The sequence below is a fragment of the Chryseobacterium indologenes genome (assembly GCF_002025665.1).
In the GTDB taxonomy this organism is placed as follows: Bacteria; Bacteroidota; Bacteroidia; order Flavobacteriales; family Weeksellaceae; genus Chryseobacterium; species Chryseobacterium metallicongregator.
Genome location: NZ_CP018786.1, coordinates 4,175,690 through 4,191,972, shown reverse-complemented (window position 1 = coordinate 4,191,972; position 16,283 = coordinate 4,175,690). Strand labels below are relative to the sequence as shown.

Here is a 16,283-nt window from a genome sequence, read left to right as displayed (position 1 = left end):
CCTACCTTTCTGTTATAATGTCATATTTGAGTATTGACTAATAATTCAAAAATATATAAACAAACTTATTTTGTATTAAATATTTCTCCAAACTCAAATTCCTTAATATTTGAAATTGCTTGTCTTGGATTAATAGCTTCCATTGAACGATTTATTTTTCCTCTTTGCTTTTCTCCTGCTCCTAAGAATTTGCTAACGGATTTCCAATTGTTGCCGTCTTTTATTTGCATTAAAAATGCAGATTGGCACATTTCAGAAAAATCAAATGTTGGCTGGTTAAATTCTTCAATACCTTGTGAAACAAGCATTACTGCTACTCCCTGTGAACGAACTTCACGCAGTAATTTTTCTAAAATTTCTTGTGATTTCTTTTCTTTAAATACATTATGAGCTTCATCAATAAGTAACACATATCTAAGACCACTGTAATTGTCCTCAATAGGCACTTTATCCATATTCATAAATGTGTTATACAGATAATAAATAACTAAAAATGTAGCTGTAAAACGTACTTCTTTGCTTAAATCTCCTGAAAGACTTAAATAGTAATTGTCATTAATAAAATCTCCTAATTTTTTATTATCAAACAATTCAATTTCAGTTAAGCCAATTAATATTTGAGTTAATGAAGTAGGTTTGTCTCCAGCAATCTCATAAACATTCTCTAAAACATCTGATAATGTTGGATAACTACCGTCTTTTTTATCTTCAAACGCTTTTCTTGTGGCATCTTTTAAATGTTGTTTTTGAACATTTCCTAAATTAGCATATTTCACAATTATATCAACAAAGCGACCTATTCCAACAATTTTATCCCTTTCATTCACATTATTAATAAATGATAATGGATTAACTGGAAATGAGTCAGTAGGAGTGTCAATTAATTTCGCATTTGTATTAGCAAAAAATTCTTTGAAATCTTTATTTGACTTATCACTTTCAGTCATTCCTTTAAAATCTAAATAAAGATAATTGACCTGACCTTTTGACTCTGTTATAATTCTTTCTAAAAATTTTCTCGCAAAATAAGATTTACCTGCTCCTGATTGTCCCGCAATGGCAATATGGCAGTTCCCATACATTGATGTATTGTTTGGGGTAAAGTAGATATCTTTTCCTTTGTATTCTCCAATTAAAACTTTAATCGGTGCTAAATAACTTTCTTTTTCTTTTAAAGAATTATTTTTGTTTTTGACAAAATCAAAATTGGTTTCGTTTTCGTTAATGGCATCAATTCCGATTTCTATATGGTCTAATAAAAACTCTATACCTGATACATTTTTGTTTTCTTCAAAATACAGATTTATCATTTCTAAACCATTGTCAATATGCCATTTCAGATATTTTCTTACATCTATATCATCTTTATGGATTTGATATTTTTGACAAATAAGTGAAACATAATAATCCTTATAACTTCCAAATAAAGTATTGTCTTTGTATTCTTTTTGTTTATCCGCTGAACTATAAAGGCTTTCAGAATTGTAGATAGCACCTTTAGCCAATGAATACGCCAATGAAATTCGGGCGATATGATTCTCTTCTCCCAAACCCATTTTATTGGTTAGCTTTTTTACAAGCTCTGATGAGGTTTTTATATTAAATTGCATCTTGATAATCCTTTTCAAATATTCTAAACAAATCTTTTTTATTTTCTACTTCTTCAAATGAAGATTGTTCATTATCAACATTCTTAATCAAATAAGTCTTACTGATATTTGGTAATAAAATAGTGAACTCATCTTCGCTCATTTCTTTTTTAAGTAATGGGAAAATAATTACTTGGTCTGAAACTTTTGGATAGAAATGTTTAACAATACTATTAGAATGGTCTACATCAAATTTCTGCATTGGAGAGTCTATAAATACAGGGAAACTGATATTTGATTCATCAACCAAACCTTTGAGTAAGGCTGTTGCATACATCTGTTGTTCTCCTTTGGAAAGAGAATCTTTATTGATAATATTACCTCTTGAATCAATTAAATGAATATCAATATCTTCCCCAATAATTTCAACATTTACATCATTAATGAACGATTTTTTATGAAGCAATGTATTAAGTCCGTCCTTAATTCGTTCAGAAAGTGATTTTGATTTTTCGTTTTTGAAATCTATAATAAATCGTTTCAAAGTCTTAATTGTATTTTCAACTTCTTTTCCGATTTCTATATTTTCTTTTCCTAAATCAAGTCTTTCGGTAATTCTATTAATTTCCTTTCTATGCTGAATAAGTGTATTCTCATTTTCCTCTATTTTCTGTTTTAGTACACCTATTCTTTGTTGAATTCCTTCGTATTGTTGTTCAAGTTCACTTTTCTTTTTCCTGTCAGCAACAACTAAAGCATCCTCTGATTTTTCTTCTGCAAGTTTAATTTTCTTATTAATATCATTCAGCTCATTTTTTGAACGTATGAAATCAGTATTAATTCTACTGAATTTTTCTTTGAATGATAATCTAATATTATTTATAAATTGCTCTAATTCCGCTTTTTCTGACTCTGAATAATTATGCAATAATTCAACATCTTCGGAATTTTGAGTCTCTTCTTCTCCAAGATGTTTCTTTACTAATTCTTTAAAGTTTTGAATATAATATTCTTGTACTTCGTGAGTAATTTGAATGTCTTTAGGGCGTGGCAAATTGATTAAATCATTGATGATTTTTGTTGAAATATCATCTACTTTATTTTTATCAAAGCTTCTATTGATAAAGTTTCTTTCATCAACAATTTGTTCAAATACTTGTGTCAATAATTTCCCTGCAATTGCAAAAGGAATTATCTCAAAATAAGATTTTAATTCTGTTTGAATTTGACCAACGTGTTTGTCTAAATCTTCCTTTCTATCACGGAGTTCATTTAATTCATCAACAGTAATTACACTACCATTTTTTATTAATTTTTCTTGTAATTTAGAAATGTCAAATTTTAATGCGGAAGCATCTTCATTAAGATTGTCAATTTGGCTTTGAAACTCAATATTTTCTTCTTCTATATCCAAAGACTCTCTTTTTATTCGCTCTAAATTTGATTTATCTTTTGTACTTGCTGTTTTTTCCTTTAAATCATTCAGATATTTTTCTAAATCTTCCTTTAAATCTTGATAATGTTTGATACCTAAAACTTCTATATACGCTTGACTTAAATCTTTTCTCTGTTCTGCCGTGTGGATTTCAGCAAGAGAAACAATTTTTTCGGCATCAAAAAAGAAAAATTTTGCAATTTCTTTTGGCATAATGAAATCACGAATAAATATTTCTTTACCTACTTCTTCAGCTAGCTCACTTTCCATTCCATCTATTAGAATTTCCAATTCTTCTTCTTTTGAGCCTTCCGTATGATAAGTTCTTGTAATTTTTAATTCATCACAAGTAATATCAGGTATAGTAGTAACATTTGCAAATGTTACAGAAACAGAAAATGTGGTCTTCCCCTCATATTCTGCTTGCCTATTCAAACTATTCTTGATATATTTTTTGTAATTTCCATTACTTTCAATTTCTCGTTTGTAAATTTCGTCGACATCACTCATTTGTCGTCCATACATACACCAAACAAGAGACATTAGGAAAGTGGTCTTTCCATAACCATTTTTACCACTAACAATGACAATATTTTCATCATCTTTAACGGATAGATTTATTTTGTTATAACCTTTGTATATTCTAAAGTTATTAAGTTCAATTTGTTTAATTGTCATTATGTCGTAATATACTGTTTATAACGTTTTTCAATATCTTCAATCAATCCTCTTCGTTTCATCATAATTGTTTTAGACTTTTCTAATTTTAGTAAGTCTTGAATCAAAGTGAATTGTTTTTTATCTTTCTCGCAAGCAGACAATAATAATTCTTCTTCCTTTTTTACAAGTTCATTGTGCTGTTTCATATCAAGATGTTTATTAAATACTTTATTGTAAATATCCGAAACTGTATATTGGAAATACAAATCACGATACCATATAACCTGAATTGCAATCAATTCCTGTTTGTTTATCAATTCAACCTCATATCCCAAATCATTAATTTTTTTTTGTGCTTCAAAAATTTTTTCAAGAATTTCAGCTCTATGTTTTAGCTCAACAACTCCACCATGTGGGATTGTTGCTTCAACTCCATTTCTTCTTAAATGGGAGCGATTTTCTGGCTTATTTCTTTCTTCTTGAATCCAATTACGCAAATCTCGTAAAGGAATTAACCACTCTTGCCCATTTTCTATTTGAGCCGAAATAGACTTATCTTGTTTCACAACAGTACAAGTCCAACAACCAAAACGACTTTGCCCACAAGATTTATGTTCTTTATCTGAAACCATTGTAGGACACTCATAATCATCTGCACTTGCATCCATATAAATGTCAAATAACTCTTTGTTATTTGCACCCCAAGGTGATTGAAATGTATTAATAATATACCAAATTTCCTCTAATTGTAATTCCTTTATAGGAGAATAGACAAACACATTATTTTGAAGAGGATGCTTTGTTAAACGTTTTCCTTTTATTTCGTGTTTTTTAATTGACTTAGCTCTTGAAGAACTTTCACTTTTTCGTGTCCCTACAAGGATAATTGCCTCGTGATGGTCATTATCTTCACTTTTAACTATGTCAGTGACAAATTTTGCTGTAGGTTTTATTTTTAATCTTTCAGTGCACCATCTAAAGCTATTATTAGGTGCTGGATACCCTTTTCCTATGAGGTTTACAAAAAAAGAATCTTCAAGTCTAGGTATTGTTTTCTGAACAAATATTGGTAAAGAATGTTTTAAGGACGCTTCTTTAATCTTCTCTAAAACTTTATTTACATAATTTGTAATTATTGGATTTTCTACTAAAGTATCATTACAAACTACGTGAACCTCCCTACTTAAAAAAGAACTACTTTTTTCATTCTTTATCTTCAATAAAGCCAACCATGTGAGTGTCAATAATACTGTTGAATCTTTTCCACCACTAAAGCCTATTATCCAAGGTCTATTGCTATCATCAATAGAGTATTGGTCAGCTATTTCTTCTATTATATAATTTATTCTCTTACTCATTTTTATAACACCTCAATACAAATTGATATGATTATTAAATAGTTATGATGGCATATCTAAAAATGCCCTTAACTTCCAAATATAAGGATTTTTATTAAAATACTTTTCCGTTAAATCTAGTTACTATACAAAAAATTCTGTATAATAGATTTTCCTTGAGTACAATTTATCTATAATCTATTTTTCAAGTATGTGGAAAACCGTAATTAATGCTCAAAAGTGCCATAGGGATTTCTCTCTTCAAGATTAACTTCTAAGTTCAACAGATAGAGTGCTATTCGAATTGTTTGTGAAGATATATCAAAATGGAAAGATAGGGTTGGGAATTAACTAAAATAAAAATGATTGGCTTTACCTTTATCTGTGATTAGCCAATTTCCGATTTTGAAGTTTTCCCTGAGATTAACTTTTTATACAATTTACTCTACAAGATTTAGAACTTTCCAATCTTCACTTTTTGATTGTCCAATCCAAAATTTATTGCGTTTTGTTGTATCATTCTCAAAGATAATAGTTTCCTCAATTAATTTCTGATTTCCTTTTTCGATGATAAGTGAAAAACTTCTTTCAATATTATTAAAATAGGGGAATCCGTTTGATTTAGTATCTTCGGTTAATACAAGTTTTAAAACCTCTGCTAAATCATTTTTAGTAGATTCAGTTACTTCTAAATCGCTATCTTTTAGCATGTTTTCTTTTCTTCTGTCATTATGCTCTATAGTTTTTCCAGATTTCTAAAATTTTTTCAGGATTTTCTCTAAACTCATCTTTTAAATTTTCATGTAAGTATCTTTTGAAAAAATCTTCTTTGGTTATAAACGAACCTTTCAAAGTTTTATAATGTATCCACATCTGTAATAGCTTATCCGATTTTGTATTGAAGTCTAAAAATAAATTAGAAATTGTCAGACCTGCTAATTCTACTACCCAACGTCGGGGATTCGTCCATGTAATTGGATAATTTCTGCCATCTCTTTTGTCAAAATCAACTTTTAATCTGCTGTTCCAAAAATCGTGGGCATGAACTAACCAAATTACTCGCTTATTTGAAAATTTTCGATAGAAAAATGTACGGTCTCTTGCAATTCTAATATCAATAGGACTTTTCTGAATTTCAATTACGGTATCTTTATTTCCTATTAAATCTGCTCGGTGTTCATTATTTTCTCCACAAATTACCTCACAATAATTATCCAATACAGGAAATTTCCAATTGTAATGCCATTCGGATTCATTCTCATATCCTTCTGGTAGTTGTGGTGCACCACCAATATATGCCCAATACTGCCTTATTTCACCTACTTTGGCTTTAACTTCTCGCCCTGTCCACGGACATAATCCGATAGTCCCTGAACCTGCTTCTTCTGCTCGTAATCTTTTTCCATTTACATTTGCTATTACCATAATTGTGTCTTTGATGTTTGAATATGCAATATAAAAAATAACATTGACTAAATTGTCAAGGCTATTTATTTGAAAATGAATTTATAATTTTTCTGGTACATCAGTCACAAATTGCAAGAATTTGAATTTAATTAAGTATTATTTAGCTGATTGTGTCTTTTCAGATTTAACCTTTTCCTTTTCTTTATTAAAATAATTATCGTCCTTTTCAAATAGGTTAGTGATTTTAGAGAACAACTTGGATAATAAACTTCTTTTATTTGTGATAATTTCTGCCTGTCCTACCATATTTTTTGATAAAATAAGAGCATTTCCTGTGTCACTTTTCAATCCACTGGGCAATTCAACAAGGATTAAATAATAATTTTGTGTAGGGATTAAGGAAATGGATTGTATTTTACCTTCTAATTTACCATATTCTTGGTATGGAAATGAGGCAAGTTTTATTGAAACAGTTTGACCTGTTTTAATTTTTCCTGCTCCCATTGGAGGAACAAATAATTGTGCAACATATTTATTATTGTCAGGAAGAACACTAAATATAGGTTCACCTTGCTTAATAAACTGATTAGACGAAATAAATTGCATCATATCAACAGTTCCATCAATAGGCATTTTTACAACATGTCTGGATTCCCAAAGATTAATATTTTGAAGTAGTTGATTATATGTATTTATAAGTTTAAATTCTAAATCAGATACATTGATGTTTTTTTGAGTATTAAGCACATTAATATTTCCTTTATTATCAGAAATATTAAGACTATTCTCTACATCTCTAGCCTCATAATTTTTAAGATTTTCATTTTCTTTTAGATAATTTCTTTTAGAGTTTTCATATTCAATCTTGGTAATTAATCCTTTTGCCATTAATAAAGAATCATCTCTATATCTGCTTTTTAATAAAGCAATCTCATTCCTTTTAACATTTTTGATTTCATTTCTTTTAGAAATCATTTCAAGATACTTGAAATTTTGTTTATTTAACACTTCCTTTCTTGCATCATTCTCATTGTACCCCTTTTCTCTTTCAATGCTGTATAAAGTATTCAGTAAACTAAAAAAAGGTTCTTCCAATTCTCCTAAATCATAATTTGAAGCAAAAGATAAAGCAGAGGATTTCAGAGAATATAAATTATCAGCATATTTTAACAATACTTTTTTTAATTCCAAAATATCATCTTCATTGGATGGGTTTTCCATAATAGCAAGATAATCTCCTTTCTTCAAAAATTTATGTGGATAAAACTTTTTGAATATAATTTTACCTGAATTTTGCGACAATATTTCTATTGGTGGCTTTTCTGCTGTTACTCGTGCTTCTCCTATTACAATTTCGGGAGATTTTATTAGTTGTAATAAGATTATTGCTGTAGCTATAATTGCAACTAATGAGTAAAATAAAATTGAATTGAATTTTGGGAATTTAGAAATGGCATCATCAAATTCTTCTGAATAAATAGTTTTCTTATTCATGGTTTTCTAAAATCATTTGGTTTTTAAATAGCTTATAATAATACCCTTTTTTATTGAGCAATTGTTCCTCATTTCCCATCTCTACAATGCTCCCGTTATTCATAACAATTATACTATCTGCTTTTTTAATAGTTGCAAGTCTATGGGCAATAAGTATTACTGTTTTTCCTTCGAAGGATTTATTAAGATTATCCACTAAAATATTTTCATTAATGGAATCTAAAGAATTGGTTGCTTCATCTAAAAATAAAAATTCAGGGTTTTTGTATAATGCCCTCGCAATCATTAGTCTTTGTTTTTGTCCTTCACTTAAACCTCGTCCATTTTCTCCCATCATTGTATTTAGTCCAGAAGGCAATGTATTTATTTCATTTAATAGATTTACTTGTTGTAGTACTTCGTTCAGTTTATTCTGATTATAATCACTTCCCAAAACAATATTATCCTTTATTGATTCTTTGAATGCTTCTGCTCCCTGATTTACTACTCCAATATTCTTCCTCCATTCGTTAATATCAATAGAGTTCATATTGATATTTCCAATAAAATAATCTCCTTGAGTAGGGGTATACAATCGTGTTAAAATTTTTAATAATGTTGTTTTGCCACTTCCACTTGCCCCAACAATAGCTGTAACTTTTCCCTCAGGAATAACCAAAGAAATGTTATTCAGTATATAATTTGCAGCATTGTTATATTTGAAATAAATATTTTTTAAAAAGATTGTTTTATTTGTGGGCAATTCTCTTGCTGTAACATCCTCTTCAACCTGCTCCTCAGGGGTATTACTGGAGTCATTCATTCTGGTAAAACTTATGTATGCCATTTGATAGGATGAAATAAATTTTGTTATTTCTAATAGAGGGCTTCTCAACTGCCCTAATATGTATTGAATTGCTATTAGCATACCAATGGTAATTTCTCCTTCTATTACATAATAAACAGAGACAAATGTTAAAACAACATCAGATATTGTATTGATAAGGTTTGCACCGAGAGTGTCTATTTGGTTAATTCTTAATACTTTTATTCCTAAATAGTATAACTTTACCTGAACTTTTTCCCATGACCACCTTTTTCCCTGCTCATAATTGTTATTCTTAATTTCCTGGATATGAGTTAAAAGTTCCATCCAGTGTGTATTATTCTTTGCTTTTAATGCAAAATAATTCATATCTAATTTTTTGCGGACATTCCAAAAAAATAGATTCCAGCACACATATAGTAACCCTCCAAAAAAGAAAATAAAAAGTATGATTGGTTGGTATATAAAAAGTATTGTCCCAAAGACAAGAATATTTAAGATTGCTAATATGATGCTAAAAGCAGAGTTCATAATGAAATTCTCCATTCTGTCATAATCCAATGCTCTTTGAAAAATATCCCCTGATGATTTATTTTCAAAATAATTAACAGGAAGTTTTAACAACTTAATGATAAAGTTGGATAAAATAGAAATTTTTATTCTTGATGAGATATGAATATTAATAGATTGCCTAATCCAACTACCAATACTGACACTTATAACTAAGACAATATTTGCTATCAAAAGCATTGAAATAAAGCCATAATCTTTAGAGGATATTCCTGTATCGACTATTGATTGAGTGATAAAAGGTATTGCAGACTGAACTAATGTCAGAATAACCATCGTAGCCAATAATTGATAAACCTGTATCTTATAAGGGGATAGGTGGCTTATGAAATAGTTAAATGCATAGACATTGGTAGGATTTAACGAAGGCTTTATTTCATTAAACTTATCCGTAGGCTCTAATAATAATAAAATCCCTTTTTTTGTCTCGTCCTTTTCATAATTAAGCCATCCTTCCAAAAATTCTTTATGAGAATATTTTACAAGACCGACTTTAGGGTCTGAGATGTAAACATCCTTATTTGTAATTTTATATATAACAACATAATGATTATTTCTCCAATGTGCAACACACGGTAGAGGGATGTTTTCTGTTAGTTTTTCAAATTCAACTTTTACAGGTAGGGACTTTAGCCCTAATCTTTCAGAAGTAAGTCCTAACTCATATAATGAAAGCCCTTCTTTTGATACTGATGATAAATCTCTAATGTCCTGAATAGAAAAGAATTTACCATAGTATTTAGAAATAATCTGAAGACATGAAATCCCGCAATCTTTGCTGTCTAATTGTCTGTAATTAGGAAACTTTTTCATTAAATTTGTGTTTTAAAACATATATGTAGTAGAATTTTTCATAATCTTTACTTAAAAAGATACTTAATATTCTGTCTAAAATCTGCAAATGTACTAATTGAGGAATTTTTTGTATTGGTTCAAAATCAAGTATTCTTTCTGAAATCAATTCAAATCTTTGAATCAAAGTATTTTCAATATTTTTATTGAATTTTATAAACTTGTTCTCGACTTTTTGATTATTGTTATTTAAAAAGTTTGACATTTTAGCTTTTGCGTCTAACCTTATCAAATAGAAATTATATAAATCATCAATGGTAATTGTCGAATAACCAAAGAAATCTTTTACCATTCTGAAAATTATTTTTTCTTTGCCTAATTCTTTATGTGATTGTATCTTATTAATTAAAGAAAACATAAGCTCATTTACAATTAATTCATTATCAACACCCATAAATTTTATTTCAGGATAACAAAAAATATTATTATAGGGAAATGTAAAATTATAATCTTTGAAAATGTTTTGAAAAAATATTATCCATTCTTTCTTTTCTCTCTCTATGCTTAGATTTGTATTATCAATTACTATGTAACATCCTTCTTTTTCCTGATTTTCTTCATCAATTTGATAAATAAAAAATTTCAAATCTATATTTTGCGTTTTAATTTTTTCAATAATATCTGATATTTCATTAAACTTAAATGTATTCTCAATATAGCATACTAATGATTTTTGAGTGTAATCATCCAAAATAAAATTGTTTGAATATTTTTCATTTGCTGAAATTGAATATTCAGAAATTAATTCTGCAATAATTTTTTCAAAATTTATTTTATCCCCTTTTTGTAAATATTCAATAAGTTTTGAAACATTTGGCACTTCATTGGGAAAGTTTTGGAAGAAATATTTATTCTTGCTTTTTTCTGTTTTTAGATATACTCCTCTGTCTAAAAGAAAAAAATCAACAAATAAGGAAATGATTCTGGAGGCCTGTAAAAAATTTTCTGTTGTAAAAGCAGAAGCCTGTTTAATTGGTTCTAAATAATCTTTGATTTTAAACTTAACTTCGCTTAAATCAAAACTAATTACATCTGCTGAAGCATTAGGTACATTTCCAATTATATAATCTCTTATTTGTAAAAGCTCTTTGGTTTTATCTCTTATTATAACTCCTGTTTTAAATGCGTGGGCAAGAAAATTGCCCTGTTTAAATTGTTTTGCTATGATATTTAATACTTCTAAAGAGTTTATTTTTATAGTATTAAAAGTAAAATCATTATGAATAAAGCTCTCTGTTGATGAAAAAGAGAATTTATTACTAATCAACAATAAATCAATATCATTTGCCTTCTCTTTCTTTTCCGCATAACTTCCAAATAAGATGCATCCTTCTATTTTGGGAAAATAGTAATCTAAAAATTCGTTTAATTCTTTATACATTTGTGCTAATATTAAAGAGCTACTTATAATATTTTACAAGTAGCTCTTTTATAATTTTTTATTTATAACTGTTGTAGCTTTACACTCAAGATTTATAAGTTGAACTAACTACTTTTTAATCCTCAACTCCAAGGAAGTAGTAGGTTGTCTAGGTTGTGTTTCAAATACAGTTTTTTGCTTTGGAATGACAGCATAAAACAAAGCACGTTTATATTTATCATTCTCTGTTAAATCAATAAACTTATAAGCTTTTATCGTTCTAGAAGTATCAATCATTTTTCTTTCGGGTAAAGACTCTTGAATAATATAATGTACCACGACATTGTTTTTAACAAATAATAATCGAGCTGTTTCAATACGATACCCTCCTGTTTTGAACTCAAAAGGAGATTCAATTCCCAAGTCTCTTTTTAAATCATTCTTATTAAAAAACGTTGGCATCACAACCAGAGTATCCCAATCAAAACAATTAACATCATCTTTTAGGTTAATAATTTCACCTATCTTATTTTCCTTATTGGATTTTGGAGATAACTTGTTTTCCAACTTAACCAAGCAATCGGGATTTGTCTGCCCAAATGAAAGAAAAGATAAAAACAAAAATAATAACATCATATTTTTCATCATAATCATATCTTAAATATTATTCTTTTACTTTTATACTCATTCCTGACCTAAAGGCTTTACTTATTTCTTTGTTCTTATCTCTAAGAATTTTAGAATACATTTCAAATACCGCTTCTTCTCGAGGTATTTTTATTGAACCATTATCGTTATTTATTAGGTTAACAAAACTATAGGACTTTATAGATTTAGCTGTTTCAAAAGTTTTTCTATCAACACCTGAATTTTGGATAATATAATGAACGACAGTATTATTTTTTACAAATAATAGTCTGGCAACTCTTTCATCGTTTAAAAAATCATCATAATAATAAAAAGGGATTTTAATACCCAAATCTTTTTCAGTTGTTTCTTTATTTACCATAGCCAGCTGAACTATTAAGGTATCCCAATCAAAACAATTTACTTCATCTTTTATATTAATAACTTCTCCTATCTTATTTTCTTCATTTACTTTTGGAGACAACTTCTCTTCCAATTTTACTAAACAATCGGGATTTGTCTGTCCTTTGCAGGAGAAAATAATGAAAAAAGGTAATAATAGGATATACTTAATCAACCTGGTCATCTTTTATGGATGAGTTTGTATTGCACCACTCATAACTGCGTTATTAAAATCAACTTCGAATTGTCCCATATTATTTTCTGGGTCACCATGTTGCTGGAACCATTCATAGCCCCATTCATTATTATGCAAATCCATAGCATCCGCAGCAGGATTATTAGTGTCAGGGTGCTCTGTTTCATGTAAGGTATGGAATTGTCTCGCTAAATCAACACCAATATCTGCCGCATCTAATGCAGACCATAGAGCATGTCTCAGAGCATCAGATTCATTGTTAATGCCCTTATTTTCGGCAGCAAGACTGTAATTGTGATACATTTTTGGAAGTGCTAATGCAGGAACCTGCCATGCAAGAAATGACCTTTCGGCAAGAGTTAATTCTAATCCAGGTCCAAAGGCGTCGGCACTAACACTACTTCCGCTACCACTTCCACCGCCGCCAGTATCACCATAGTCACCACCACCATGAGTTGGGTCGTAGTAATCACCCCAAGGGTCACCTCCACCGCCGCCGCCATCCCAAGGAATTACTACCTCTCCGATATTAGTGTAATCATACCAATCTCCTCCAATAATTTTTTTTGTTTCAATAGGATTTAATACTTCTAAATCCAAATCACCTAATTGTGTTCTTGTTTTCATTAGTGTTTAATATTTTAAATTAAGTTCATCTATTTTTAATTTTAGCAAATATAAATTATTTTTTAATTTTTCACATTCAATTGATAAATTAATATTTTCATAAATTTGATTCCTATACTCAGATACTGTTTTTCTTCCTAGTGATAACAGCTCTTTGTAGTTGTCTGTGAGTTTATTAGATAATATTATTTGTTGTTTTAATGATTGTATTTGAGATTTTAAAGTCCAATAATAATTTATTAATTCTTCTATTGCCTGTATCTTTCTATTTCTTTCTTCTTCAATTTTATATTTTAAATTCTCCTTCTCTACAAATGCTATATTAGTCTTATCTTTTGAAGCTCCCCAATCTAATATTGGGACTTTAACCCCTAAAGTAACGAATTGAGTCTGGCGAGGAGTATTAAATAATTGTGAAATTTCATTTGCAGAAGAATTAAGTCCCAATCCAAGCTGAAGATTTAATGACATACTACCTTCTTTTTTTATTCTATCTAGGTTTGCTTCTGCTTCCAACTCCTTTATTTTCCATTCTATATTATATCCGTTCTCTTCCATAATTTTAATTAGTTCTTCCTTATTAATTGTAAATTCTATTTCTTCGACACCTTCTAATAGTATGGAATCTTGAATTTCAATGTTGGCTGTTCTTTTTAATTGGCTTAACGAATTTTGACGTTCTATTTTATTAGCTTCCAAATAGCCTTTTAACTGTTCTAATGTCAATTCTGTTTGTTCTACATCTGTTTTAATGGCTCGACCATGTTTATACTTTTCATTTATTTCATTTAGCATAAACTTTACCTTATTCATATTTTCTTGTAATAAATGAGATTTCAATTGCGATGTTTCAGCATCAATATAAGATTTGGCTATATCATATTTCAATCGAATTACATTCTTATAATACTCAATTGAATCTTTCTTTTTTGTGAGAGTATTTATTTTCTTTTCCCATTTATAATCATTGTACCCATTAATAGATTGCTGATATGAAAGATTTACCCAATTACTAGAAAAGTTAGTGTAATTGTTATTAAAATCTCTTGAATAATTTATTGAGTTTGATAAACTAATTGTACCTCCTGTAAAGGGTAGAAACTGAGTTGTATTAAGTCCTATGTTTGGATTCAAATAATTACGCTCAATAAATTTTATTGTTCCATCAGGTTGTGTCACATCAGAAATAGCTCTTTGATAGGGTATGGAGGATGTTAATGTTACTTTAGGTAATAAGGATTTACGAAAAAGACCATTTTGTATTTTTTTTATTTTATAATCATTTGCATTAATCTTATATGAATAAGAGTTACCAATATTATTAAGGAAAAAATCTATATCAACTGTGTTTTGACAATATAAATTTAAGGTGTTTACTATTAAAATAAACATTATTATTTTTCTAAATTTCATCATTTTTGTTTGAGCTTTTCAAAAAGCCTTGCAAATTTAAAATTTTAGCATTAAAAAAATAAAAAATATATTATATATATTGCATAGGATAATCACTTGCAATATTGATAGAACGAAAAAGCACTTTTTTTCCTATTGGGTTGGTTAAATAGGTTTGAGAGTAATATGATAATATTTGATATAAATATGTAGTGTGTGTATTGGTATTATGTAGCAGATTCTTTGTTAATTTGTCTATCCATCAGTGTTTTCAGAGATTAAAACATAAGCCTCAACTCATAAGGTCAAGGCTGAAATTTTGATAATCAGTTTTTAAAAATCTTCTTTACAACATAATCTGTTCCGCTAAATAATTTCAAAAAATAAATACCGTTAATCAATAATGAAGTATCAATTTTAGATTGCTGTAAATTGCCTGATTGAATAATTCTGCCCTCTGAATTGATAATTTCATACTTTGTAAAAACTGAATCGGAAACTATATTGAGTGAATTTTTGACAGGATTAGGATAAACACTAAACTGTTTTTTAGTTGTTGTTTCTGCGGTTGCTAGTACTGAATTACATTCAGCAGTATTTTCAACATAAGTAGCAGTGTAAGGTTTTATCCAAAAATTTGTCAAAGTAGAACTGTCTTTCCAATCTACAAAAATACATCTTAGCAAAGGTGATTGTGTTACATTTCCAAATAATACACTTAACATATTACTATTATTACCGTTGCGAACATCAACACTAGTTAAATTACTCCCTTGTGTATATAATTCCTGTAAGCTTGTATTTTGAGCTACATTTAAAGTTGTTAGATTAGAACTAGTAGTAAGTTTTTTAAGATTAGTATTAGAATTAAGATTAATACTTGAAATCGGGGTTACAGAAAAATTGAGTTCCTCTAAATTAATATTAGAACCTAAAGAAAGACTTGTTATAGGGTTGTTTTCTACTCTCAATACTTTTAAACCGCTATTATTAGACGTGTTCAATGTTGAAATTTGATTGTTAGTGCAATATAATTTCTGAAAAGAATTTGAATTTGGTAGATTAATAGTTGATAAATTATTCCATGAGCAAGACAAATATTCTAAAAGTGAATTTTGATTTACAATAAGACTTGTAAGACTGTTATTGTCACAAAATACTGTTTTTAATTGACTATTTTGGCTTAAATCAAGGTTTGATAGATTATTACTACCAACCTCTAATACTTTCAAATTTGAAAAATGTTGAATACCATTCAGGGATGAGATATTAGAACCTAATAGCCATAATTCGGCTACTTGTTGCGCTTCACTGACTTGTATTTCCATGTCATTATTAGTGTCAACTTTAATCCAATTTCCCGCAGAATTTTTTGCGATATGTGTTGAAGGAGTTGAAAATACAAGTTTAGATTTGAATGTATTGTCTGTAAAATTTACAATAGCTTGGGAAAAGATATTCGCAGTAAGGGCGACAGTAAATACAAGAGATAATTTTGTTCTCATTTTTTTAAATTTTTGAAAACAAAAA

At 28.6% G+C, this 16,283-nt stretch carries 13 protein-coding genes; all 13 read right to left on the bottom strand.

Annotated elements, in window-relative coordinates; all coding sequences use genetic code 11:
- Nucleotides 1-65: 65 nt before the first annotated feature.
- Nucleotides 66-1,610, bottom strand: a complete 1,545-nt coding sequence (locus BUE84_RS18965) for a DndE family protein (RefSeq protein WP_079243044.1) — start codon at nt 1,608-1,610, stop codon at nt 66-68.
- Nucleotides 1,600-3,702, bottom strand: coding sequence for a DNA sulfur modification protein DndD (gene dndD / locus BUE84_RS18960; protein ID WP_079243043.1), 2,103 nt, complete (start codon nt 3,700-3,702; stop codon nt 1,600-1,602). Before dndD ends, BUE84_RS18965 begins: the two co-directional genes overlap by 11 nt.
- The gene (dndC, locus tag BUE84_RS18955; protein ID WP_079243042.1) at nt 3,702-5,042 is read right to left on the bottom strand and encodes a DNA phosphorothioation system sulfurtransferase DndC; all 1,341 of its coding nucleotides are present in this window, start codon (nt 5,040-5,042) and stop codon (nt 3,702-3,704) included. Before dndC ends, dndD begins: the two co-directional genes overlap by 1 nt.
- Before the next feature lie 419 nt (nt 5,043-5,461).
- Entirely contained in the window at nt 5,462-5,731 is a 270-nt protein-coding gene (locus BUE84_RS18950) for a hypothetical protein (protein ID WP_079243041.1), read from the bottom strand.
- A 19-nt stretch (nt 5,732-5,750) separates the two neighbouring features.
- Nucleotides 5,751-6,446, bottom strand: coding sequence for a hypothetical protein (locus BUE84_RS18945; protein ID WP_079243040.1), 696 nt, complete (start codon nt 6,444-6,446; stop codon nt 5,751-5,753).
- 138 nt (nt 6,447-6,584) lie between these two features.
- A complete protein-coding gene (locus tag BUE84_RS18940) occupies nt 6,585-7,922 on the bottom strand; it encodes an HlyD family efflux transporter periplasmic adaptor subunit (protein WP_079243039.1) in 1,338 nt (445 codons plus the stop codon).
- Nucleotides 7,915-10,110, bottom strand: coding sequence for a peptidase domain-containing ABC transporter (locus BUE84_RS18935; protein ID WP_079243038.1), 2,196 nt, complete (start codon nt 10,108-10,110; stop codon nt 7,915-7,917). Before BUE84_RS18935 ends, BUE84_RS18940 begins: the two co-directional genes overlap by 8 nt.
- On the bottom strand, nt 10,094-11,530 hold the full coding sequence (locus BUE84_RS18930; protein ID WP_079243037.1) for a nucleotidyltransferase domain-containing protein: 1,437 nt from the start codon (nt 11,528-11,530) through the stop codon (nt 10,094-10,096). Before BUE84_RS18930 ends, BUE84_RS18935 begins: the two co-directional genes overlap by 17 nt.
- A gap of 108 nt (nt 11,531-11,638) precedes the next feature.
- Nucleotides 11,639-12,157 carry a hypothetical protein gene (locus tag BUE84_RS18925; protein WP_145953300.1) on the bottom strand — a complete coding sequence of 173 codons (519 nt, stop codon included), beginning with the start codon at nt 12,155-12,157 and terminating at the stop codon, nt 11,639-11,641.
- A gap of 16 nt (nt 12,158-12,173) precedes the next feature.
- Complete coding sequence (locus BUE84_RS18920) at nt 12,174-12,713, bottom strand: hypothetical protein (RefSeq protein ID WP_238594292.1); 540 nt, start codon at nt 12,711-12,713, stop codon at nt 12,174-12,176.
- A 12-nt stretch (nt 12,714-12,725) separates the two neighbouring features.
- Nucleotides 12,726-13,361, bottom strand: a complete 636-nt coding sequence (locus BUE84_RS18915) for a DUF6973 domain-containing protein (protein ID WP_079243034.1) — start codon at nt 13,359-13,361, stop codon at nt 12,726-12,728.
- 6 nt (nt 13,362-13,367) lie between these two features.
- On the bottom strand, nt 13,368-14,777 hold the full coding sequence (locus tag BUE84_RS18910; RefSeq protein ID WP_079243033.1) for a TolC family protein: 1,410 nt from the start codon (nt 14,775-14,777) through the stop codon (nt 13,368-13,370).
- Between the two features lie 302 nt (nt 14,778-15,079).
- Nucleotides 15,080-16,258 carry a T9SS type A sorting domain-containing protein gene (locus tag BUE84_RS18905; RefSeq protein WP_079243032.1) on the bottom strand — a complete coding sequence of 393 codons (1,179 nt, stop codon included), beginning with the start codon at nt 16,256-16,258 and terminating at the stop codon, nt 15,080-15,082.
- Between the last annotated feature and the right edge of the window lie 25 nt (nt 16,259-16,283).

Coding starts and splice junctions, on each gene's coding strand:
- BUE84_RS18965 (WP_079243044.1), bottom strand. CDS start 1,610: ATGCAATTTAATATAAAAACCTCATCAGAGCTTGTAAAAAAGCTAACC.
- dndD (WP_079243043.1), bottom strand. CDS start 3,702: ATGACAATTAAACAAATTGAACTTAATAACTTTAGAATATACAAAGGT.
- dndC (WP_079243042.1), bottom strand. CDS start 5,042: ATGAGTAAGAGAATAAATTATATAATAGAAGAAATAGCTGACCAATAC.
- BUE84_RS18950 (WP_079243041.1), bottom strand. CDS start 5,731: ATGCTAAAAGATAGCGATTTAGAAGTAACTGAATCTACTAAAAATGAT.
- BUE84_RS18945 (WP_079243040.1), bottom strand. CDS start 6,446: ATGGTAATAGCAAATGTAAATGGAAAAAGATTACGAGCAGAAGAAGCA.
- BUE84_RS18940 (WP_079243039.1), bottom strand. CDS start 7,922: ATGAATAAGAAAACTATTTATTCAGAAGAATTTGATGATGCCATTTCT.
- BUE84_RS18935 (WP_079243038.1), bottom strand. CDS start 10,110: ATGAAAAAGTTTCCTAATTACAGACAATTAGACAGCAAAGATTGCGGG.
- BUE84_RS18930 (WP_079243037.1), bottom strand. CDS start 11,530: ATGTATAAAGAATTAAACGAATTTTTAGATTACTATTTTCCCAAAATA.
- BUE84_RS18925 (WP_145953300.1), bottom strand. CDS start 12,157: ATGATGAAAAATATGATGTTATTATTTTTGTTTTTATCTTTTCTTTCA.
- BUE84_RS18915 (WP_079243034.1), bottom strand. CDS start 13,361: ATGAAAACAAGAACACAATTAGGTGATTTGGATTTAGAAGTATTAAAT.
- BUE84_RS18910 (WP_079243033.1), bottom strand. CDS start 14,777: ATGATGAAATTTAGAAAAATAATAATGTTTATTTTAATAGTAAACACC.
- BUE84_RS18905 (WP_079243032.1), bottom strand. CDS start 16,258: ATGAGAACAAAATTATCTCTTGTATTTACTGTCGCCCTTACTGCGAAT.